This window comes from Staphylococcus ratti, from assembly GCF_020883535.1.
Classification (GTDB): domain Bacteria; phylum Bacillota; class Bacilli; order Staphylococcales; family Staphylococcaceae; genus Staphylococcus; species Staphylococcus ratti.
On the sequence record NZ_CP086654.1, the window covers coordinates 758,610 to 781,545 of the forward strand.

Sequence of the window (22,936 nt, forward strand, 5' to 3'; positions counted from 1 at the left end):
CTTTTATAAATGATTTACTTTTGTATTTGCTTGGACTTAATAAATGGCATCATTTCACGTAAATCTTTGCCAACTTGAGTAATTTGATGGTCTTCTTGCTGTTGTCTCATAGATTTAAATTCTTTAAATCCATTTTGATTGTCCTGAATAAAACGATCACTAAAAGCGCCAGATTGAATATCTTTCAAGACCGCTTTCATATTGGCTTTTGTATCTTCTGTAATCACTCTTGGACCTGAAACATAATCGCCGAATTCTGCTGTGTTAGAAATGGAGTAGCGCATATTTTCTAGGCCGCCTTCATAGAGCAAGTCTACGATAAGTTTCATTTCATGTAAGACTTCGAAATAGGCAATTTCAGGTTGATAACCTTCTTCAACTAACACTTCAAAACCACTTTGAATCAATCGTGTAACCCCGCCACATAAAACGGCTTGCTCACCAAATAAATCTGTTTCTGTTTCTTCTTTGTACGATGTCTCCAACACACCTGCACGTGTTGCCCCAATGCCTTTTGCATAACTTAAAGCGATATCTCGAGCTTGGCCTGAGGCATCTTGATGTACCGCAAATAAAGCCGGAACAGCTGAACCTTCCGTAAATGTCCGTCTTACTAAATGTCCTGGACCTTTTGGTGCAACTAAAAATACGTCAACATCTTCTGGTGGCTGAATAACATTGAAATGAATATTGAAACCATGAGCAAAGGCAAGTGCATTGTGAGCGTGTAAATGCGGTTTGATTTCTTGTTCATAAACCTCGCCTTGAATTTCATCAGGTAATAACACCATTACGACATCTGCTTGTTCAGTCGCTTCATTTACGGGATAGACATCAAAGCCATCTTTTTTGGCTTGATCAAAAGAGCGACCAGGACGGATACCAATAATGACGTCATAACCGTTATCTTTTAAGTTTTGGGCATGGGCATGACCTTGAGATCCATAACCAATAATTGCAATTTTTTTACCTTGTAACGCATCTTTTTCTACAGTTTGATCGTAATATACTTTTGTCATAATAAATTCCTCCTGAAATGGTTTGCTTGTGTAAATTTAAATAATACCTGCTGTTCCTGAGCGTGAGACTTGGTCAATATCCAATGATGATAGATCATCTAAAAGGTTGTCTAATGTGTATTGTGGACCTGCAGCTTGTAAATAAATGTAGCCTTGGTCTTCCTTTAAAATGGTCACTAGCGCATCATAGGGATGAATGATTTTTTCAAAATGCGAAAAGTCGGATGGTGTTTTAAGTTTGATTAATAACAATTCACGATTGAATGTATTAGTATCTGTAATATCTTCAACAATGAGCGTATTAACTTGTTTTTTGAGTTGTTGAATAATCGTACGTGTCACTTGTTCGTTCGGCACATCAGCTACGAATGTAATTTCAGTTAAACCTTCTTCACGTGTTGGACTGGCCGCGATATTCACAATATTGAATTGACGACGTACAAAAAGGCTTGTGAGTCGATTGAGCGTACCAGCTTTATCAAAAACTTTTAATTTGAATGTGCGTCTCATAATAGCCCCTCCATTTCATGGTTGGCTTTGCCACTTGGTACCATTGGTAAAACAGGTTCGGTAGGCGAAATTCTTACTTCAATAAATGCAGGGCCCTCGTAATTAAACGCTTCTTCCAGTTTTGACTCTAGCACGGAAGGTGTATCGACCAAATAGGTCTTAACGCCATATGCTTCAACGAGTTTTATAAAATCTGGTTGATCATTAAACACTGAGTGAGAGAAGCGCTGACTAAAAAATTTATCTTGCCACTGTTTTACCATTCCGAGTGTACCGTTATTGATAAGCACGACTTTAATGTTGAGTTGATATTCTTTTAGAAGTGCTAATTCTTGATTTGTCATTTGAAACCCACCATCACCGACAAACGTCACTACTGTTGAATCTGGTTCGGCAAATTGTGCGCCGATGGCAGAGGGGATACCAAATCCCATTGTGCCTAAGCCGCCACTAGTGATTAACTGGCCGTGAGAACGGAAAGGATAAAATTGCGCAACCCACATTTGATGTTGTCCTACATCAGTACTAACGAGTGCTTCACCGTTTGTCAGTTCACCAATATATTCAATCGCACGTTGCGGTTTACTAAATGTTTCGTCATTGTCGTTTGAATATTTAAAAGGATGCTTACGTTTAAAGCTTGCCACTTCTTCTAACCATGACTGATGTTTAAATGAAAAACCTTCAAACTTTAAAAGTTGTTCTAATACGAGTTTTACATCTGCGACAATGCCTAAATCAGTTTCGATGATTTTATTAATTTCAGATGGGTCAATATCTACATGAATAATTTTTGCATTTTTTGCAAACTCATCTGGTTTACTTGCAAGACGATCATCAAAACGTGAGCCAAAGTTAATGAGTAAATCACATTCAGTAATGGCCATATTGCTAGCATAAGAACCATGCATCCCGCCCATGCCTAAAAATAAAGGATGTTCGTAAGGGAGGGCGCCCAAGCCGTGAAGTGTGGTGGCTACCGGGATTTGATGTCGATCGACAAATTTTAATAAAGCATCATTGGCACGCGAAAAGTTGACGCCAGCACCTGCTAAAATTAAAGGTTTATGTGAAGACTTTAAATAGTCACGTAATTTTTGAATTTCATCGATAGTAGGTTCTTCATTAACTTGATATCCAGGCGTATGAACAGTAGCATCATGCGTTGTGTCTGTCGCAAGGATTCCCATATCTTTTGGAAAGTCAATAACAACAGGTCCTTTGCGACCAGAATTGGCAACGTAAAAGGCTTCTTTAACAATTCTAGGAATTTCTTTAACATCATTAATTTGATAATTGTGTTTAGTGATTGGTGTAGTCATAGAGAGTAAATCCGCTTCTTGAAAAGCGTCTTTACCGATACCTGGTGTAGCGACTTGTCCAGTAATAACGACTAAGGGCAAGGAATCACTATAGGCATCAGCAATACCGGTAAGCGTATTGGTAGCGCCAGGGCCACTGGTGACAACAACTACACCGGGTTTTCCACTAACTCGTGCATAGCCTTCAGCTGCATGTACTGCTCCTTGTTCGTGACGATAGAGAATATGTGGTATGCGCCCTTCGTAAAAGGAATCGTACAATGGCAGAACAGCACCACCAGGATAACCAAAAATATATTCAACGTTTTCTTCTAAAAATGCATCGATGAGTAATTCTGAACCAGACTTTAACAATGGTGTTTCTAACTCGGCCTCTGGCGTATAGGGTTCAAATTCAATTGCGTCTATTATTTTTTCTTGTTTTGACATGAAATTTCCCTCCATTTTTTAAAGTAAGTGTTCTGGGACTTGCATGATGCCACCGGTATTAGCGCTTGTCACTAATGCTGTGTACCGTGCAAGGTAACCAGTTTTGACTTTAGCTTTAAATGGTGCAATGTGTTCACGACGCTCTGCTAAAAGTTGCGAATCTACATGTAAATCAAGTGTTCTATTGAGTAAATCAATCGTGATTTCATCACCATCTTCAATCAGTCCAATCGGTCCACCTGAAGCGGCTTCCGGAGAAATATGACCTACAGCAATTCCGCGTGTTGCCCCTGAAAAACGACCATCTGTAATTAAAGCGACATCTTTTCCTAATCCACGTCCTACGATGGAAGAGGTAGGTGCTAACATTTCAGGCATACCTGGTCCCCCTTTAGGTCCTTCATAGCGAATAACAACGACATGACCAGCGCGTACAGTATGATTATCAATCGCTTTCACAGCTTCATCATGGCTATTAAAACAAATCGCTGTTCCTTTAAAAGTTTTAATACTTGGGTCTACGCCGCCAACTTTAATGACTGCACCATCTGGAGCAATATTGCCATAGAGAATAGATAATCCACCTTCTTTATCATAAGGATTGTCCAGTCGGTGAATGACCTCCGCATTTTTAATTTCTTTTCCTTCATTATTTTCTCGAAGTGTCTTACCTGTGACTGTGATACGATCCGCATTTAAAACGTCATCTTTTTTCATTAATTCATTGATAATGGCAGGTACACCGCCAGCTAGATGTACATCTTCCATAGAATATGAAGAGCTTGGCGCAATTTTTGATAAATAAGGTGTCTTTTTGGCAATTTCATTAATACGATGCAAGTCATAATCAATACCTGCTTCATTTGCGATTGCTAATGTATGTAGAACCGTATTAGTAGAACCGCCCATGGCCATATCTAACGCAAAAGCATCGTCTATCGCTTCTTTTGTGACAATGTCTCTTGGTTTTAAATCATTTTTTACATTTTCAACAAGTTGTTTCGCTGCTTGTTCAATCAGACGTTTACGTTCATCACCAACAGCGAGTGCTGTACCATTGTAAGGGAGCGCAAGACCGAGTACTTCCATAAGACAGTTCATAGAATTGGCTGTAAACATTCCTGAGCAAGAACCGCATGTAGGACATGCATTTTGTTCCATTTCTAAAAAGGCTTCTTTAGATAAGTTACCTTCTTTAAAAGCACCGACTGCTTCAAACATTGATGATAAAGTTAACGCTTTACCTTGCGAGGACAAACCAGCTTTCATTGGACCACCTGAACAAAAGACTGCTGGAACATTGGTTCTCATCGCTGCAAGCAACATACCAGGTGTGATTTTGTCGCAGTTTGGAATGTAGAATACACCATCAAACCAATGGGCATTAATGACCGTTTCAGCAGCATCTGCGATAATTTCACGACTAGGTAAGGAGTAACGCATTCCAATGTGACCCATTGCAATGCCATCATCGACGCCGATAGTATTAAATTCAAAAGGAATGCCTCCAGCTTCTCGAATAGCTTTTTTAGCAATATCGCCTAATTCTCTAAGATGGACATGTCCAGGGACAATATCGATATAGGAATTACATATCGCGATAAATGGTTTATTCATATCAGTAGGGGATTTAATTTGTCCCGTTGCGTGTAAAAGACTTCTCGCTGGCGCTTGATGATCGCCTTTTTTAATCATGTCACTTCTCATGGAATGACCTCCCTTATCAGTTTAGAAAATAAAAAATGCGTCCCAATTTTAAATTGGGACGCATCCGCTAAGTCCCATTCAAGTAGAAATAGGACTTAAGTGATTAGTAATCAAGCTACTAATACTCTAGTCCTGAGCGCAATAATAAAATGACAATATTTTGTTGTTGGACGTTTACATTTGTGAAAGTCATATGAATTACGCTCCTCTCCTGAATGGTATATCAATATCAATAGTTAGAATTGAAAGAATTGTCTAAAAATTTATGTTTTTAATTTACCTTATTCAAAATGGGATGTCAACATTAAATTTGAAATTTCTGAAAAATTAATTTCGAAGCAGGCTAAAAACTCTATACAGTCAAGAATTAAAAAATTTGTTACAATAGATAAGAAAATCGAATCAGGAGTAAATCAATGATTAAGATAAATAATTTAGATGACTTACAAATATTCTCAGAAAAATTGACATCTCAATTAAGCGCAGGCGACGTCATATTATTAGAAGGCGATCTTGGCGCAGGCAAAACGACACTGAGTCAAATGGTTGGACGTGCTCTAGGCGTGACACGTACGATTAATTCACCGACTTTTAACATTATTAAATCCTATCAAGGAACACATCTAGCATTTCATCATATGGATTGTTATCGGTTAGAAGACTCGGATGAAGATTTAGGTTTTGATGAATATTTCGAAGATGAAGCAGTGACGATGATAGAGTGGAGTCAATTTATTCAAGACTTTTTACCTGAGGTATTTTTGAAATTGACGATTCATGTTGAAGATAATCATGCAAGAACGATTCAAATTGATGCATCCGGTGCCCATTATGTACAAATAAAGGAGGCGCTTGAACATGATTAGTTTACTTATTGACAGTTCTAATCAATCTTTATCGGTAGCGATAATGGAAAATGATAACGTGCTTGCTTCAGAAACAACAGTTGAAAAAAGAAATCATTCTGTCCAACTCATGCCTAAAGTGAAAAAGTTATTAGAAAAACTTAACTTAACACCGCAAAATTTAGAGGCTATTATCGTAGCAAAAGGCCCAGGATCATACACAGGTTTACGAATCGGGGTCACAACAGCAAAAACTTTAGCATATACGTTGAATATCCCATTATATGGTGTCTCTTCTTTGCAAGCACTAGCTGCAACGATTAGTGATGAGACAAAAACGATTGTTCCAATATTTAATGCACGTAGAGGATTTGTTTTTGCAGGTGTTTACCAATGGCATAATCAAATATTAACGCCTCTAATCGCCGATCAATATATAGAAATGGATCAACTGATTACACAAGTAGCGGCATATGACAATATTGTATTTGTTGGTGAAGATGTCCAAGTATTTGAAACAAAGCTTGCGTCTTTTGAAACGCAAAACAACGTACCACAAGCTGAAAAAATGTTTCAATTACGAGGCGAAGCTGTAAATGTTCATAAGTTTGTCCCATCTTATTTAAAACTATCGGAGGCGGAACAAAATTGGATGAAGCAACAATCAAGCGAGAATTGAACATTCGACGCATGACAACAGATGATGTGCCATCTGTTTTTGAAATTGAACGCGTTAGTTTTAATGACAGTTCATGGACAAAAGATGCATTTTATCATGAAATTGAAGAGAATAATTTTGCACATTATTTTGTGATTGAATATCATGATGAGATTATTGCATATTTAGGCTCTTGGATTGTCGTAGACCAAGCACAGATCACGACAGTCGCCGTAAAACCAGAATATCGAGGCTATGGCCTAGGACAGTTATTGTTAGAATATGTGATGACTTACAGTTCGCAAGTAGCAAATATGATGAGTTTAGAAGTTAGAACAGAAAATTTAGTCGCTCAGCACATTTATCAAAAAATGGGCTTTGAATTTGGGGGCCGTCGCGCTAATTATTATGGAGAAGGAGAAGATGCTTTAGTGATGTGGGTGAATTTAAAATGACACAAAATGTAAGAATTTTAGCGATAGAAACGAGCTGTGATGAAACAAGTGTTAGTGTTATTGATAATGGTACACATTTAATGAGCAACAGTGTGTTAAGTCAGATTGATAGTCATAAACGTTTTGGAGGCGTTGTCCCAGAAGTAGCGAGTAGACATCATGTTGAAAACATGACATTAATGATTGAAGATGCACTTCAAAACGCGTCGTGTACGATGGAGGAAATTGACGCTGTTGCTGTGACGCAAGGCCCAGGTCTTATAGGGGCTTTACTTGTAGGGGTGAATGCTGCAAAAGCACTGGCATTTGCGCATCAAAAACCACTCATTCCGGTACATCATATTGCTGGACATGTGTATGCTAATCAATTGGAAGAAGGGTTAAAGTTTCCGCTCATTGCTTTAATCGTATCTGGTGGACATACAGAACTTGTTTATATGAAAGATCATCTTGATTTTAAAATTATCGGTGAAACAAGAGATGATGCTGTAGGTGAAGCTTATGATAAAGTTGCACGTACGATTAATCTTCCTTATCCCGGCGGGCCACATGTCGATCGTTTAGCACAGATCGGAGAAGATACGTATCATTTCCCACGTGTTTGGTTAGAACCTGACAGTTATGATTTTAGTTTTAGTGGTTTAAAAAGTGCTGTCATTAACAAAATACACAACCTCAAACAAAAAGGTGAAATGCCGATACCAGAAAATGTTGCTGCGAGTTTTCAAAATAGTGTCGTTGAAGTGCTTGTAGGTAAAGCGATGCGCGCTTGTGAAGCCTACCAAGTCAAGCAACTGATTGTTGCTGGAGGCGTAGCAAGTAATAAAGGTTTGAGAACAGCATTAAAATCAGCAACGGCAGAACGTGGAATTACTTTAACAATACCGAACCCTTCACTTTGTACAGATAATGCTGCAATGATAGGAGCAGCGGCCTATTACATTTATCAAAAAGGAATTTTAGCGGATTTAGATTTAAATGGTAAGAACCAAATGGATATCGAAATGTATCGTAACAATAACATCGCCGAACAGTTGTTTTAACTGTCCGGCGATGTTTTTTTAGCGGCTTCAAAACGTTGAACGCGCTTTTTAGCATCAGTATAGATTTCATTTGGGAATTTCATAAGTCGAATGAGTTCTAGCGCGTTTCGCGTATTGGCAGGTCCTTCTTTAAGTGTGTAATCAAAATGAATACGGTCTTTCTCAATCGTTTCATTAAAGTGACAGTTATGATAAATACTGTTCAATTGATACGTTAACTCAATGTCATGTGTCGCTGCGAATACTTTTAATTGCGGATATTGAGCCAAGTAAGTAAGCGCTGAAGTTGAAGCGGCAACGCGTTCAGCTGTGTTCGTACCTTTAAAAATTTCATCAATAAAGTAATAATGTGTCAATTGACTATCAATTGCTAATAATCGTTTAAGAGATTTGATTTCAGCCATAAAATAACTGTCTCCAGAAAGAACATCATCTGCATTGGCCATCGTCGTTTTAATAATACCAGGTTGATACTGAAAGTGTTCAGCTGTTACAGTATTGGCTGCTTGCGCTAAAATCAAATTGACAGCGATTGCTTTCATAAAAGTAGATTTACCTGAAGCATTAGATCCCGTTAAAAGGACATTCTGTTTAAAAACAAAGTCATTCGGAACAGCGTCTTCAATTAATGGATGTGTTAAACGGCTAAATTTGAAATTATCGTGATGCGTAGGAGTTGTGCAACCACCATGATGATAACGCCATTGTTCTATAGCAAGCAAACTATCAAGCTCTCCTATATAGCGATAACATGCGTGTATCGTCTCTTGGTTCTCTTTAAATCGTTTGATAAGTAAATGATAAAGATGAATATCTATCAAGAAAGTATATTTAACCATTAACACGAAATAACCTGGCAATGTAGTTACTTTTAAAAGTAAAAAACGCCAACGATTAACGTGATTGAGCGCGCTTAAATCAGATTTAAAAGAGAAAGATAAAGGTAGTTTTTTTAATTCTTTTAAAGTATAGATGACACGTCCAGTAAAAAATAGACTGTCTATATCTCTCTCAACATAATGTTTAAACCTTAGACTTACTACATAATTAAGCAGTAAAGAAAAAAGGAACGCAAAAATACCGATTGGGACATGAAAAAACATTATGCCAATACTTAATAAAGGCAACAAAGAAAATAAGTAATAAATGGAATGGAAGCGGTGTTGATAGTGCGACCAATCGTACTTAGGATAGATTTGTTTGCCAAGTTTCGCAAGTAATGTCACCAATCTATGATGTAAAGTCTCATCGTGCTTGATTTCTTCCCATAATGAAAAATGCGTTAAGGAAGATTGTAATCTTAATACATGATATAAGTGATTTTCTCCAATTGAAGTATATGTATAGTTCAAGGAATGAAAAACATGGTTCATATTTAAGTCAGACCAAGTTTTATCATCTATCCAACGCGAGGTATTTTGCTTTTTAGTAGTCAAAACTTCAAACACTTTAAAATAAGTATCATAAAATGCATACGGTCGTTCAATATCATCGTAGATATCTTTATGTTTTAAATGTTGTTTGATAGATTTACGAAATTGATAACGTTGACGAATTTCAGTTATAAGCATCACCGTCAATATAGCGATAATTAATAAAATAAAGAAATAAAAATCTGGAGACATGTTCACACTCCTTCAAATAATTAAAATGAATAAATTATATATATATTACGAATAGATTATATCATAATGGTTAAGTATAACAAATTTGGAAAAGTCAATAGGGAACATGCGTGCTTATACACAGTTTGTTAACAACATGTGTATAAGTAGGAGGATTTTTACGATGGTTTTGTGTGTAACTTGTGTATAAAAGAGTGCGCATCATTACTAAAAAATGTGGATATTGTGGATAGGTGTGTGGACAGTTGAAATTTAAAGCTATGTAGGAAGGGACAATTGTCTATAATTTGTGAAAATAAAACCATCCAGAGTGACAAAATACACTCTGGATGATGTGTTAATTTTCATATGCGCTTAACATAAGTTGTAATTCTTCCCATTTCTGCATCGTTTGTTCTAGATTTTGTTCGGTCGTAAGTCTTACATTTGCCAAACGTGCCGTTTCTTCATAGTCATTAAGCGTATTTTCGGAAGCCATTTCATTGTCGATATGTTCGATTTCACTTTCATAAGTTTCGATTAATGCTTCGTATTCTTCAATTTGTCGTTCGATTTTTCGTTTTTCATTTCTTAAAGCTTTTTGATCTTGATAATCATTGGTCGTAGATAGGGTGGAAGATTCTGAGTGGCTTTGATTTTGAGCGTCGTGTTCAGTCAAAGCACGTTGCTGCGCTGTTTTTTCAAGGTAATACGTATAATCACCTTGAATAAACTGACCGCCGTCCACATCTAAATCAAAAATTTTATTAGCTAAAGCATCGATAAAATAGCGATCATGAGAGACGAAAATTAATGTCCCTTTGAACTGTTGTAAAGCATGTTCTAGCATTTCTTTTGAGTCAATGTCTAAATGATTTGTAGGTTCATCTAGAATAAGGACGTTATTTTTTTCTAACATGAGTAGCGCAAGTTGTAGTCTTGCTTTTTCTCCCCCAGATAAATCGCTAATCATCTTTTTGACCTCTTCTTGTGTAAATAGAAAGCGGCCTAAAACAGCTCGAATATCTTTTTCTTGCATATGACGATACTGATTCCAAACAAAGTCTAAAATGGAGTTGTTTGATGTAAATTCAGCTTGTTTTTGATCATAATAACCTACTTTTAAATTAGAACCATGGCTAATATGGCCTGATAAGGCAGGTAGTTGCATAGCTAACGTTTTTATAAATGTAGACTTCCCGATACCGTTCGGTCCGATAACGCCGATGCGGTCACCTTTTGAAATTTCTAATGAAATCGGTTGCGTAATTGGTGTAGTATAACCAATTTCTAAATTTTGAACATGCATGACATCATTACCAGTATTACGCTCGAAATCAAATTGAATATTAGCACTTTTAGCATCTAACATTGGCTTTTCAATACGTTCCATTTTTTCTAATATTTTACGTCGGCTTTTAGCCATACCACTCGTTGATGCACGAGTAATATTTTTTTCTACAAAAGTTTCAAGGCGTTTCATTTCACTTTGTTGACGTTCATATTCAGCCATACGTTTTTCATAATATTGATCACGAAGTTGAACATATTTGGCATAGTTCCCTTTATAATGTTTTACTTCACCTAGCGCAACATCATACACTTGAGTAACAATTTTATCTAGGAAGTAGCGATCGTGAGAAATAATAATAATTGCGCCACTAAAAAACTTCAAATAATCTTCAAGCCATTCTGTCGTTTCCATATCAAGGTGGTTTGTAGGTTCATCTAAGAGAAGTAAATCAGGCTCGCTTAATAGCATTTGTGCAAGTGATAAGCGTGTTTTTTGGCCACCACTGAAATCATTAATGGCTCTATCATAGTCTGCTTCAGTAAAATTCAAGCCGTTAAGTACTGTTTTTATTTTACTTTCATATTGATAGCCTTCCATTTGTTCAAACTGATTAGATAACGATTCATAGTTATTTAAATGCTTTTGATATTCTAAAGTCTCATAGTGGTCAGCATGTTGACTTAACCAATCTGTTTCTTGTTGCATCCTTTGTGCAATTGCCTCAACTTCTTTGAAAGGTTTAGCCATTTCTTCAAAAACTGTGTTATCTGTATCTAGTGTCATTTGTTGCGTTAAATAGCCTAATTTTAGACCTTTAACTTTTGAAATATGACCGCTATCATAGCCCTCAACCCCCGCAATAATCTTCATTAAGGTTGATTTTCCAGCTCCATTTCGACCTACAATGCCAATACGTTCTCCCGTTTGTATTTCGAAATTGACATGATCAAAAATCTCCTCACCATCAAATGATTTTGAGATTTGACTTAGTTGCATTAATATCATGTTCAGACTCCTTTCATTCTATTTTATTGTACAATAAAGTAGAGGGGCATCAAATAGATTAAGTTCCTTTAAATGACGAATTCAGGTATAATTATTATGGAATAAAAGTTGGTGAAATTTATAACAAAACAATAGATTAAGTCAAAATGGTATTATAATTAGCATAACTTCATTAAGTAGCCTAGCATCCATGACCTAATTGTAATATGAAAATAGGTTTCCATGACCTAATTGACTTGAAGTGATACACTTTATTAGGTGTCTAGAATATGGAGGATTGGAAATGACTAGAGAAATAAATAAAATACCGCGCGCAACACTAAAACGATTACCACTTTACTATCGATTTGTGAATGGCCTTAAAGCTAAAGGGGCGTCACGAGTGAACTCAAAAGAAATCAGTGAAGGTTTAAGTATTGATTCTGCGACGATTCGTCGAGATTTTTCTTACTTTGGCGAATTAGGTAAAAAAGGTTATGGTTACAATATCGATAGCTTATTAGAGTTTTTTAAATCTGAACTTAGTGATGCTGATATTATAAAAATAGGTTTAGTAGGGGTCGGACACTTAGGAAAAGCTTTAATTTCGTATAACTTTTCGATTCATGAGGATATGACGATTACAGAAGCATTTGACATCGATCCAGAAGTGATTGGTCAGCAAATTGGAGAAGTTACGGTAAAATCAATAGATGAAATGCGTCAAGTCATTCAAGAACAAGCGCTAGAAGTGATTATTATTGCGACGCCAGTCAAAGTCGCACAAAATGTTACGGATCAACTTGTAGAAGCGGGGGTCAAAGGAATTTTAAACTTCACAGCTTCACCTGTACACGTTCCTAATGATGTTCAAGTACACCAAATTGATTTAGGTGTCGAACTTCAATCGTTATTATTCTTTATGAAAAACTACGGTAAATCAAACACATAAATTAAGAGATTAAAATTTAAAATAGGTTTGGATAAGAAAGCTCTGAATGCCATGACTGGTATCTCAGAGCTTTTATGTATGATGAATGTAAGTTTTTTTCTAGTTTCTTTCAAATTTCACTATCGAAAAGTAGGATGATACAAAATTAAATAACATTTGCTCTTGATAATTCAGCTGTTTTTGCTATAATTCTTATCATAATAATCGGAATAGGAGAGAATGTTATGGTATGGACGATATTTAGTGGTCTTATCGTAGGGCTTTTACTAGGATTTGTCATGCAACGGACACGTTTTTGTTTGACGGGCGGTTTCCGTGATATGTATGTACAAAAAAATAATAAAATGTTTTATGCTTTGCTTATCGCAATAGCAATCCAAGCTATTGGGATTTTCGTTTTAAATATGATGGGGCTTATTACCATTGATAATGGGACTTTTCCTATCATTGGCACAATGATAGGTTCATTTATATTTGGCATAGGAATTATATTAGCTGGTGGTTGCGCCACTGGCACATACTATAGAGCAGGTGAAGGGTTGATTGGGAGCTGGATTGCCCTTATTATGTATGGGCTTTTTGCTGCCATTACAAAAAAGGGAGTTTTAGCGCCTTTAATGGAAGGACTAAACAGCAAAACTGTGGCAAATGCCGACATGGCACAATCTACAGGAGTTCCGAGTTGGGTGTTCTTAATTGTGTTGTTAACTGTAACAACAGTTTTAGTCATAAAAACATTGCGCAAACCTAAACCGAAAATTGCAGTTCCTAAATTAAAGCAACGCTATACAGGTGTACGTCACTTTTTATTCGAAAAACGTTTCCATCCGTTTGCAGCTGCAGTTGCTGTTGGCTTAATCGCATTGCTTGCGTGGCCGATGTCAGTATCTACTGGTCGAGATGGGGGACTTGGTATTACAACACCATCATCTAATATTGTCGTATTTTTAACGACAGGGGATGTAAGTGTTGTAGATTGGGGTGTCTTCCTTGTTATTGGTATTTTCTTCGGTTCCTATATTGCTGCTCGAGGATCGAGAGAATTCGCGTGGCGTTTACCAGACAAAAAGACGCTTCGCAATAGCACTATTGGCGGTGCATGTATGGGATTTGGAGCTGCAGTGGCTGGAGGCTGTTCGATTGGCAACGGCTTAGTTGCTACAGCTGCTCTGTCTTGGCAAGGATGGATTGCTCTTGCATTTATGATTTTAGGGACATGGTTTATGAGTTACTTTATTTTTATTCGCCCGATGAAGTTGGCTAAACAGAATCGTACAGCTCAAGCACAAGCAGCAAGCGCTTCATAATGAATTGAAGGAGATGTTAACATGATATATGAACTAGGAACAGTTGGGATGGTTTGTCCATTTCCACTTATTGAGGCACAAAAGAAAATGGAAGAATTAAATGTAGGGGACGCACTTAAAATAGATTTTGATTGCACGCAAGCCACTGAAGCAATTCCTAATTGGGCTGCTGAAAAGGGTTACCCTGTAACAAATTATGAGCAAGTAGGCGATGCTTCTTGGACCATTACGGTTCAGAAAGCTTAACATTAAAAAGCACATCGATTAACTCCTAAAAGTGATAGGAGTTAGTCGATTTTTTTGTAGAAAATTTCTAAAGAAACTCTCACTTTATATGATAAAATAGCATAGAGATTGTATGAGTTAACGTATGACAATATTGAGCATATCGTATAGCTTCATATAAAGGAATACATATTAATTGAGTAGAAGAATAAACGCTTTAAAGGAGGACACGTATTTTAATGGAACAATGGAGTCGTGAGAAACGCTATCAAAAGTTCGAAGACGTGAGTCCAGAAACGATGGCAGAACTCAAAAAGCAAATTGATGTATCGGCGTTTCGTCAAACGTATCATATCCAACCTCAAACGGGGTTATTAAATGATCCGAATGGTTTAATTTATTTTAATGGTCAGTATTTATTATCACATCAATGGTTTCCTTTCGGTGCTGTACATGGATTGAAATATTGGTTCCACTATAAGGGTGAAAATTTAGTGCATTTAAAACCTCAAGGTCCAATTATTAAACCAGATACACCTTATGACAGTCATGGGGTCTATAGCGGGAGTGCATTCGAATTTGAAGGGCAACTTTATTACATGTATACAGCGAATCAACGAACAGCATCATGGCAACGAAAAAGTACACAAATGCTTGCCAAAATAAATGAGCAAGGTGATCTTGAAAAACTTACAACACCTGTCATCGCCATGCCCCCTAAAGGCTATACACAACACTTTAGGGATCCTAAAGTGTTTCAAAAAAATGACCGTTTATACGCTGTAATTGGGGCACAAAGAGAAAATCGAACAGGAACGGTCCTTGTTTATGAAGCCGACCATCCTGAATCAACATGGACATTTAAAGGCGAAATTCAAACAGATTTAAACGCATTTGGCTTTATGTGGGAATGTCCGGATTATTTTCAATTGAATGGTAAAGATGTGTTACTATTTTGTCCTCAAGGTATCGAATCAGAAGAAAATCGATATCAAAATATTTATCAAAGTGGCTATATTATCGGAACGTTAGATTTTGATACATTGCATTTTGAGCATGAATCTTTTGTTGAATTGGATAACGGTTTTGATTTTTATGCGCCCCAAACTTTTTTAGATGAATCAAAAAGACGTGTTTTAATTGGTTGGATGGGACTTCCGGATACGCAATATCCGACAGACAATGAAGGATGGGCACATTGTTTAACATTGCCACGCATTTTGACGTACGAGTCAGGAAAATTAAAACAAAAGCCACATATGGATTTGAGAAAGTTGCGTCACAATAAAGAGACGGCATTAGGCTATGCAAACAAATTTATTAAGCAACTTCATCCTTATGAAGGTGAACGATATGAATTGAATATTGATATTTTGGAAAACGAAGCATCTGCAATTGAGTTTCATCTAAGAGCTTCTAAAAATGAAGCTACAGTAATCCGTTATGAAACAGCAACACGCCGAGTGATTCTTGACCGTTTTGACAGTGGCCAATTGCCATATCCAGTTGAAGATACTGTGCGCATTACAGAGCTATCATCAGATTTAGAACAACTCCGTATTTTTGTAGACACATCAAGTATTGAAATTTTTTGTAATGATGGGGAAAAAGTATTAACATCACGCATTTTTCCAAACCCTCAATCGAACAAAATTAAAGTAGTGACAGATTCTGGTCAAGTTTATTTAAAAATGACGAAATACGATATTATCGTTGATGAGAATGGGGCACACTAAGTTTAAAGAGGTCACCATTGTAGATATATAAATAGAGCCTTTTCAATTTGAATCTCAAAAATTCAAATTGAAAAGGCTCTATTGTTTGTGTTTTACGGTTACTCTGGCTTTTTGATTTTTTTAATGTTTCGTACTGAAACGTAACAGAATTCATCATTTTTAAAATAAACGATACGTTCTTTAGCATCAACATGAGAAATGTTATGTCTGTTTAAAACGAAACTATTATGACATCTAAAGAAACGATTATCAATTTGGGCAAGTTCTCTAAGGTTACCATAAAATTCAATTTGTCGATTATCCAAATGCGCGATTAAGCGATGTGATTTTGGTGAGGATTCAAAGAACATCACATCATCATAATTAACATAAACAGAATTACTGCCTTGTTTTAATTCCATCGTTTCGACTGTATTATCTTTAGTAAGTAGGTCTAAGCGTTTTAATGCCGTTTCAAGACAATCAATAATTCGTGTGCGTAATTCATCCATATCGTCTTTAAAAATAAAATCCATAGCAGCTAGCTTATAGACAAATGTGAGATAGGTTAATTCACTGTGGCTTGTTACAAAAATAATATTACCTACGGGATCATGCTTTCTAATTTCACTGCCAAGCTTAATACCATTAATATCGGATTCGAGTTGGATATCTAAAAAGTAGCAACCAATATCCGTCATATTTTTAGAAGCTTCAAGCAGGGCGTAAGGATCACTTGTAGAAATTTCAATTTCCATAGGCTTTTCTTCAATCATAATATAATTTTGAATGATTGATTCCATTCGCTCTCTTTGTTTTGGGTCATCTTCACAGATTAATATTTTCAAATCGGCTCACATCCTTAACCATTGCTATTCATGATTTCTAATTTTTGAATAAAGTAATGATTTTCAATCGTTGTTTCTAAAAATACATTATTTTTGCTGTCGGTAATTTCTTTTAAAGTAGACAATCCTAAACCACGTTCTTTACCTTTTGTAGAAAAGCCTTCTCGATACAAGGTGTGTAATTTAGGAAGATTTTCAGGTGCTTTATTCATAATGATGATTAACACAGAAGTATCTGTTTTAATGAATGCAATTTGAATCATCGGCGAATCAATGTCCATAGATGCTTCAATCGCATTGTCCATTATAATTCCAAGTATACGACTTAAATCAATCATTTCCATATTAATTTCATTAATTTCGTCAGCGACTTCCACACTTATTTCAATTTGGCGTTCTTGTGCTTGTAATATTTTTGTAGTAATTACACCTTTAATTTCTTTAACTTTCAGGTTTTCTACCCCGTTTAATTTCAATGAATTTGCTTCAAAATGATCTTTAAGTGGACTAATATGTTTAGCATAATAGGCTTTGAGTCCTTCGAGATCATCTTCACGCAAATACTCTGACATCGTAGATAATATATTGATGTAGTCATGTCTAAACTTTCGAATGCGATTATTGACTTCTTCGATTTTTAAAGTGTAATTGTAGTAATCGTCAATTTCTTGCTTACTTTTGCGATATTTGATTTCCCGTGATGTAGTAATCGTTACTAATAATAAAATCGCAATAAAAATAGCCGCAAAAGTGAAGTAGAAAATACCTATCATTTTAAATTCAGCGACATTCGCTACTTGATCTGGCAGAAAAAAGAACATCGTTAAAAAGAAAACTAAAAGACAAATGATTAATACTATAAAATAGATTTTATTGCCGTATAGCCATGTGTATTTTAGTTTAATCATCAAAAGTCTAACTACAAGAGCAGTAATAAACGTTATTAATGCAAACACGAATGAATAAATAACAAATAAAACAGTAGAGTTAATTGTTAATCCATTGATTAGGTAATAAAACCAGGTGGCTAAAAAATCACAAATAACAAGAATTAATACACTTGATAGTACTGCAATTACTCCAATTATTCTTTTTTTATAATAGAAGAATACAAGGGAGCTAATAACTAAAAAAAGTAGACTTTCTCTATCGTAGATTATGAATAAAATAGTAGAAGGGATTACCACCCCGAATAAAAGAGAGAAGCAATCCCAAAAGCTATAATTGATTTTTTCAATTATGATAATGTTAATTACAGCAAAAAACACAAAAGCTTGGAAGAATGTAATTAAAATAACATCTATTATTTCCAATTCTTATACACACTCTCTAAAATTATTCTGCTTTGCTTAACTCTTGAGGAACTTCAGGCTCATCAAAAAAACCTGTGCATGGGTTAATTGAGGCAAAAGTACCTAAAGATTTAAAAAAACTAGTAAATAAATTGAAAATAGCTTCGAGAATAGGCATTGTTACTCCTCCTTAGGGAAAAATATTGGTAATAAAGTCATAGACTGCAAAATCGCTCCATACGCAATTAACAAATTGTACGGGCTTGGGACAAGTAAAATCAATACAAGATACAATGTCATAACTAGTAATGATTTCATTTTAAGTCCTTTCACACGTGATTGTTTAATAGGTTGTTTACGTGTTGCAGCAGGAGCATATTTTAAAACCAAAAACCATCCTAATATATATAAGAATAACATAAACAAGAATGGTATGTCATATTTAACTATTAGCCATGGTAAAAATATAAAGAATATAATATTTTGAACATGACACAATAGTGATGTTTTCGCATGGGCACCATGCGAAAAACGCCTTAAAACGAGATACGTAATGTGTACAGTGAGTGTGTATAAAAAGATGTTGAGAAGGATTGCCAATCCGTAAGTAATAAGACCTTTGAAGAGATTAATTACAAACACTTGCATGCCTAAACGTATTTTTAGGTAATCAACATGATCTAAATTTTGTCTCTTTTGAAGTCTTAATGCGAGCATATCGATGGTTTTATCAACGACTTTCATGGCACTCCTCCTTGCTCAATATTATAAAGCGCAATTAATTCATAATTCTATTTTTTGCCCAACTGTAGAATTTCAATGCCTAACTGTTCGATAAATCAGAAATTTATATAAATTTAATATATAAACTGTACATTTAAGCATATAAAAGCGTAATTTAGGCATTTGTGTACACAAACGTATGTACACATGGTTTAATATAGCCATAATCACATTAAGTGGTTCGGTATTACGCCCTTGTGATACCTAAAGTGTTTATTGACGCACGTTGTGTTGTATTCTTCGCTCAGCTTACTTCACATGTGCAAACTCTAAAGTCTTGGAATACTTACTAGTGAGGAGGTGCTTTACAATGACAGGTGATATCATTAACACAGTAATTGAATTCATTAAATTAATCGCTGAAACAATTAAAAAATTCTTGAAAAAGTAATCATTCTCCCAAATGCTAAAAATCTTTTTCCATTAGTAATTGAAGCTTAAAAGTCAGGTTTCTATATTGAGACTATTGTAAACATTTAATAATCGGTAAATTCACTAAATTTTTTCATAATTAATAACATCCCCAATTAATTAAATAGAATAACTGTAAACAAATAAACATTCCCTTAATATTAAATAAAAAAGACGGGCCTCTCCCAAGCTCGTCTTTTTCTATTTGGTAAAATGTTGATAAACTTCTGGGCGTAAATTATCAAATACTGGGATTTTTTTACGTTGTTCATCCACTTCATTTAAATTAAGTTTGACGTTTAAAACTGTTTCCACTTGATTTGCTTCTGCTATAATATCTCCATTTGGGTTAATAACCAAAGAATGACCGGCAAATATTGTGTTACCATCACTTCCACATGTGTTTGCTGCGATGACATACATATTATTCTCTATTGCTCGTGCTTGTAATAATTTACACCAATGGTTGAGTCGAACGTCGGGCCATTGTGCGACATAAAACATTACTTTGGCTCCGCTTGCGGCTGGATAGCGCGTAAGCTCAGGAAAACGTAAATCATAGCAAATGATTTGTGAAACGGGTGTACCATCACTTAATTCAAACATATAAGGAACGTTATGACCTGCATCTAAATAGTTCGGCTCATTTAGCATTGGAACAAGATGTATTTTGTGATAGTTGTATATTTTTTCGCCGTGACGATTAACAGCAAAAGCGGTATTAAAAATACTTTCATTTTCACGATTAGACACAGATCCAGCAATAATATCAACATTATAGTGTAAAGCTAAAGACTTTATGAATTGAAAAGAACGTTGTAAATGGCTATCAGCATTTTCTTTTAAAGCTTGAAGGGCATAACCGTTATTCCACATTTCTGGAAGTACAATAACTTCAGTCTCATCTTGGATATTTTCGGCGATTAATTTTTTAATTTTTGTTTCGTTTTTTGAAGGCGACTGGGGTTCAACATAAAATTGATAAACTTGCACATTCATGAAAGGACCTCCATTTATCATATTTTATGTTTATTGTACTAGAATTTAAAAAAAGACACAAAAGTGCCTCATGGTGTAGGAATGGGCGGATTCAAGTGGTCTTGAAAGGGCAAGGTGGTATTTAAAGTCACATTTGTTTATACTAGATTTGATAAAATTTGTAAAAGGAGGTGCTTTTCATTTGTTTAAAAAGAAAAATACGCGTCGATTAAAAATGGTTAGTGTAGCACTGTTAACTATAGGCACTCTTTTTTATGTTCCTACAAGTGTCGTTACTTCCGCAAATGCAACGACGGATAAATTAACAGCGTCCATTATAGGACTCACTGATACACATACTTTAGCATATACAAATGTTTCGCATCTTTCTAATTCTACGCGCGCATTGTTCGAAGCTTTATCAACAGAAGAATCGTCGACAGAAGAGCCATCAACAGAACAGCCGTCGACAGAGGAGCCATCAACGGAACAGCCGTCGACAGAGGAGCCATCAACGGAACAGCCGTCGACAGAAGAGCCATCAACGGAACAACCGTCGACAGAGGAGCCATCAACAGAACAGCCGTCGACAGAAGAGCCGTCAACGGAACAACCATCGACAGAAGAGCCATCAACAGAACAACCGTCGACAGAGGAGCCATCAACGGAACAGCCATCGACAGAAGAACCGTCAACAGAGCAACCTATTCCACCTAATCAAGGAAATGGCACAAATACAGACAATCGTCAGGGCCCAATTGTGATTGATCCTACTCATCGCAATACTGGTGGGCTAAATCCAGGAACAGATTTTATTTTAAATCCAGGGTTAAGACATCAACAAGCGAAGAATGATGAAATGTTGCTCAATCAATCTTTTAATCCTTTAGCAACGCGTCAATATTATCAAAATTTAGATCGAAAAATGCTTGCTTTAATGACTGGAGAAATTGGATCGATTACAGATAATAAAAAAGCATCGGGAAGATTAAATGCCTCTTCTCAAAATGAAGATAAAGTACACGAGATTAACCAAAATGGTGAAAATTTAGAGGCGAGTCAAAATGGAAATCATCATAATGGCAAACATGAAGGTTTAAATATTTTAAAATATATAGGTATTGGCATAGGTAGTCTTTTATTTATAGTGGGATTTAGTTATGCAATATGGAGAAGAATAAAAAAATTTAATTAATAGTAAGCGCGACTTCCCTGATTAATCAAGGAAGTCTTTTTTTTATTTGAAGTAATTTGTAACTTTGTCACGTGTTAATGAGTGAGAAGAGTTTAGAAAAGGAAGGCAAAGATCGTATGAATAAATTGCGTTTGTTTTAGAGATTCTTCCATCACTTTTTCAGGAATCGTAAGTTGGACAAGTGCTACGAGAGCATTTTGTGCCATATGGATTCCGATAGCGACACTCAAACGTTTAGTGTAGAAATAAAAAGCAGAGAACACGATACCCATTACAAAATAAGCTAAAAAATGTGAAAAATCCATATGTGCGATTGCAAATATAGACGAACTAATAATGCTTGCAATGATAAATCGGATTGTATTAGTACCTTTGATGAATTGATATAATTCTCCAAATATTACTTTTCTAAAAACAAATTCTTCTAGAAGTGGCCCGATAATCGCAATGAGCAAAATAAATATCGGCATTTCCTTTGCAATTTTCATTAGTTTCAGCGTATTTTCGCTTGCCGGATTACTATTTAGTACAAATACACTAATGACATTAACGACAATTTGTAAGATTAATACGATAGCTAACCCCGCAATAACCCAAGGGAGTATGTATCGTTTAGGTTCTTTATGGCCTAATTCAAGTTGTAATGGATTTTTTACACGCCATTGCATGATTAGAATAATAACCGCAACGACAATAAAAATGATTAATTGAATATGTATAAGTTGTTTCATAAGTGCAAACTGATTCTGATGCTGAGGTAGTAGCCCAAAGTGATTGGCAATAGTAGGTGCAAATTGGGCAAAAAGATAGAGTATGAGAGTTAGAATAGAAACGAGTATTCGATTCATAATGGACCTCCTTAAGTGTTAATCTCATCATATCGCATCTAGATAACCGACTCAACAAACTAAGTCTTAATACTTGAAGTTTTGACTAACTTTGATTATTATTAAAAATAGATTAGCACTTAAGTGTTATGAGTGCTAAATCATGCAACAACATAAGGAGGTAACAACACATGCTTAAACCAATTGGAAACCGCATTGTTATTGAAAAGAAAGAAAGAGAACAAACTACAAAAAGCGGTATCGTTTTAACAGATTCTGCGAAGGAAAAATCAAATGAAGGTGAAGTCGTTGCGGTAGGTACGGGACGAATTTTAGATAATGGTCAACGTATTGAACCAGAAGTAAGCGTTGGCGATCGTGTTGTGTTTCAACAATATGCAGGTACTGAAGTAAAAAGAGGCGAAACAGCTTACCTCATTCTAACAGAAGAAGACGTTTTAGCTATTATTGAAGAATAATTTAAAATCAGATAAATAGAAATAGATTCACCATTTAGAAATCATATATTTCAA

22 protein-coding genes are annotated in these 22,936 nt (G+C 35.6%); 10 read left to right on the forward strand and 12 right to left on the reverse strand.

The features are described 5' to 3' along the window. Window positions 1–14 precede the first annotated feature (14 nt). From ilvC to ilvD, 4 genes are read right to left on the reverse strand one after another with little or no spacing between them, the layout of a single operon-like run. Window positions 15–1,019 carry a ketol-acid reductoisomerase gene (gene ilvC, locus LN051_RS03515; RefSeq protein ID WP_229293212.1) on the reverse strand — a complete coding sequence of 335 codons (1,005 nt, stop codon included), beginning with the start codon at window positions 1,017–1,019 and terminating at the stop codon, window positions 15–17. A gap of 36 nt (window positions 1,020–1,055) precedes the next feature. Then, window positions 1,056–1,529, reverse strand: coding sequence for an acetolactate synthase small subunit (gene ilvN / locus LN051_RS03520; RefSeq protein WP_229293213.1), 474 nt, complete (start codon window positions 1,527–1,529; stop codon window positions 1,056–1,058). Then, window positions 1,526–3,295, reverse strand: a complete 1,770-nt coding sequence (gene ilvB / locus LN051_RS03525; protein ID WP_420853987.1) for a biosynthetic-type acetolactate synthase large subunit — start codon at window positions 3,293–3,295, stop codon at window positions 1,526–1,528. Before ilvB ends, ilvN begins: the two co-directional genes overlap by 4 nt. A 3-nt stretch (window positions 3,296–3,298) precedes the next feature. Beyond that, on the reverse strand, window positions 3,299–4,987 hold the full coding sequence (ilvD, locus tag LN051_RS03530) for a dihydroxy-acid dehydratase (RefSeq protein ID WP_229293215.1): 1,689 nt from the start codon (window positions 4,985–4,987) through the stop codon (window positions 3,299–3,301). A gap of 416 nt (window positions 4,988–5,403) precedes the next feature. Between ilvD and tsaE the strand changes: the two genes are divergently transcribed. Genes tsaE through tsaD form a run of 4 tightly spaced genes read left to right on the forward strand, consistent with a single transcriptional unit; the run spans window position 5,404 to window position 7,988 of the window. Further along, complete coding sequence (tsaE, locus tag LN051_RS03535; protein WP_229293216.1) at window positions 5,404–5,853, forward strand: tRNA (adenosine(37)-N6)-threonylcarbamoyltransferase complex ATPase subunit type 1 TsaE; 450 nt, start codon at window positions 5,404–5,406, stop codon at window positions 5,851–5,853. Then, window positions 5,846–6,511, forward strand: a complete 666-nt coding sequence (gene tsaB, locus LN051_RS03540; protein ID WP_229293217.1) for a tRNA (adenosine(37)-N6)-threonylcarbamoyltransferase complex dimerization subunit type 1 TsaB — start codon at window positions 5,846–5,848, stop codon at window positions 6,509–6,511. The genes tsaE and tsaB overlap by 8 nt, the downstream gene beginning before the upstream one ends. Next, a complete protein-coding gene (gene rimI, locus LN051_RS03545; RefSeq protein ID WP_229293218.1) occupies window positions 6,481–6,945 on the forward strand; it encodes a ribosomal protein S18-alanine N-acetyltransferase in 465 nt (154 codons plus the stop codon). The genes tsaB and rimI overlap by 31 nt, the downstream gene beginning before the upstream one ends. Further along, window positions 6,942–7,988, forward strand: a complete 1,047-nt coding sequence (tsaD, locus tag LN051_RS03550) for a tRNA (adenosine(37)-N6)-threonylcarbamoyltransferase complex transferase subunit TsaD (RefSeq protein ID WP_229293219.1) — start codon at window positions 6,942–6,944, stop codon at window positions 7,986–7,988. Before rimI ends, tsaD begins: the two co-directional genes overlap by 4 nt. Here tsaD and LN051_RS03555 read toward each other — a convergent pair. Both LN051_RS03555 and LN051_RS03560 read right to left on the reverse strand, forming a co-directional pair. Continuing rightward, window positions 7,985–9,613, reverse strand: coding sequence for a MutS-related protein (locus tag LN051_RS03555; RefSeq protein WP_229293220.1), 1,629 nt, complete (start codon window positions 9,611–9,613; stop codon window positions 7,985–7,987). The two genes, tsaD and LN051_RS03555, sit on opposite strands and share 4 nt — an antisense overlap. A gap of 337 nt (window positions 9,614–9,950) precedes the next feature. Then, a complete protein-coding gene (locus LN051_RS03560) occupies window positions 9,951–11,891 on the reverse strand; it encodes an ABC-F family ATP-binding cassette domain-containing protein (RefSeq protein WP_229293221.1) in 1,941 nt (646 codons plus the stop codon). A gap of 283 nt (window positions 11,892–12,174) precedes the next feature. Here LN051_RS03560 and LN051_RS03565 point away from each other — a divergent pair, with 283 nt between their 5' ends. The 4 genes from LN051_RS03565 (at window position 12,175) to LN051_RS03580 (ending at window position 16,090) form a co-directional block, all read left to right on the forward strand. After that, window positions 12,175–12,822, forward strand: a complete 648-nt coding sequence (locus LN051_RS03565; RefSeq protein ID WP_229293222.1) for a redox-sensing transcriptional repressor Rex — start codon at window positions 12,175–12,177, stop codon at window positions 12,820–12,822. A 224-nt stretch (window positions 12,823–13,046) separates the two neighbouring features. After that, the gene (locus LN051_RS03570; protein ID WP_229293223.1) at window positions 13,047–14,129 is read left to right on the forward strand and encodes a YeeE/YedE family protein; all 1,083 of its coding nucleotides are present in this window, start codon (window positions 13,047–13,049) and stop codon (window positions 14,127–14,129) included. A 21-nt stretch (window positions 14,130–14,150) separates the two neighbouring features. After that, the gene (locus LN051_RS03575) at window positions 14,151–14,375 is read left to right on the forward strand and encodes a sulfurtransferase TusA family protein (RefSeq protein WP_229293224.1); all 225 of its coding nucleotides are present in this window, start codon (window positions 14,151–14,153) and stop codon (window positions 14,373–14,375) included. Between the two features lie 218 nt (window positions 14,376–14,593). Beyond that, window positions 14,594–16,090: a sucrose-6-phosphate hydrolase gene (locus tag LN051_RS03580; protein WP_229293225.1), complete on the forward strand. Its 1,497-nt coding sequence runs from the start codon at window positions 14,594–14,596 to the stop codon at window positions 16,088–16,090. A 98-nt stretch (window positions 16,091–16,188) separates the two neighbouring features. Here LN051_RS03580 and agrA read toward each other — a convergent pair whose 3' ends face one another. The 5 genes from agrA to LN051_RS03605 all read right to left on the reverse strand — a co-directional run bounded on the left by agrA (window position 16,189) and on the right by LN051_RS03605 (window position 20,402). Beyond that, window positions 16,189–16,917, reverse strand: coding sequence for a quorum-sensing response regulator AgrA (gene agrA, locus LN051_RS03585; protein ID WP_229293226.1), 729 nt, complete (start codon window positions 16,915–16,917; stop codon window positions 16,189–16,191). A gap of 14 nt (window positions 16,918–16,931) precedes the next feature. Continuing rightward, on the reverse strand, window positions 16,932–18,230 hold the full coding sequence (gene agrC / locus LN051_RS03590; protein WP_420853988.1) for a quorum-sensing sensor histidine kinase AgrC: 1,299 nt from the start codon (window positions 18,228–18,230) through the stop codon (window positions 16,932–16,934). 22 nt (window positions 18,231–18,252) lie between these two features. Then, complete coding sequence (agrD, locus tag LN051_RS03595; protein WP_229293228.1) at window positions 18,253–18,387, reverse strand: cyclic lactone autoinducer peptide AgrD; 135 nt, start codon at window positions 18,385–18,387, stop codon at window positions 18,253–18,255. Between the two features lie 2 nt (window positions 18,388–18,389). Then, complete coding sequence (locus tag LN051_RS03600; protein WP_229293229.1) at window positions 18,390–18,953, reverse strand: accessory gene regulator AgrB; 564 nt, start codon at window positions 18,951–18,953, stop codon at window positions 18,390–18,392. 651 nt (window positions 18,954–19,604) lie between these two features. Further along, a complete protein-coding gene (locus LN051_RS03605; protein ID WP_229293230.1) occupies window positions 19,605–20,402 on the reverse strand; it encodes a carbon-nitrogen family hydrolase in 798 nt (265 codons plus the stop codon). 181 nt (window positions 20,403–20,583) lie between these two features. Here LN051_RS03605 and LN051_RS03610 point away from each other — a divergent pair, with 181 nt between their 5' ends. Then, window positions 20,584–21,576, forward strand: a complete 993-nt coding sequence (locus LN051_RS03610) for an SdrH family protein (protein WP_229293231.1) — start codon at window positions 20,584–20,586, stop codon at window positions 21,574–21,576. A gap of 92 nt (window positions 21,577–21,668) precedes the next feature. Here LN051_RS03610 and mroQ read toward each other — a convergent pair whose 3' ends face one another. Then, window positions 21,669–22,424, reverse strand: a complete 756-nt coding sequence (gene mroQ / locus LN051_RS03615) for an intramembrane glutamic endopeptidase MroQ (protein ID WP_229293232.1) — start codon at window positions 22,422–22,424, stop codon at window positions 21,669–21,671. 170 nt (window positions 22,425–22,594) lie between these two features. On the opposite strand from mroQ, the gene groES reads away from it, so the two are divergent. Then, complete coding sequence (gene groES, locus LN051_RS03620; protein ID WP_229293233.1) at window positions 22,595–22,882, forward strand: co-chaperone GroES; 288 nt, start codon at window positions 22,595–22,597, stop codon at window positions 22,880–22,882. Window positions 22,883–22,936 lie beyond the last annotated feature (54 nt).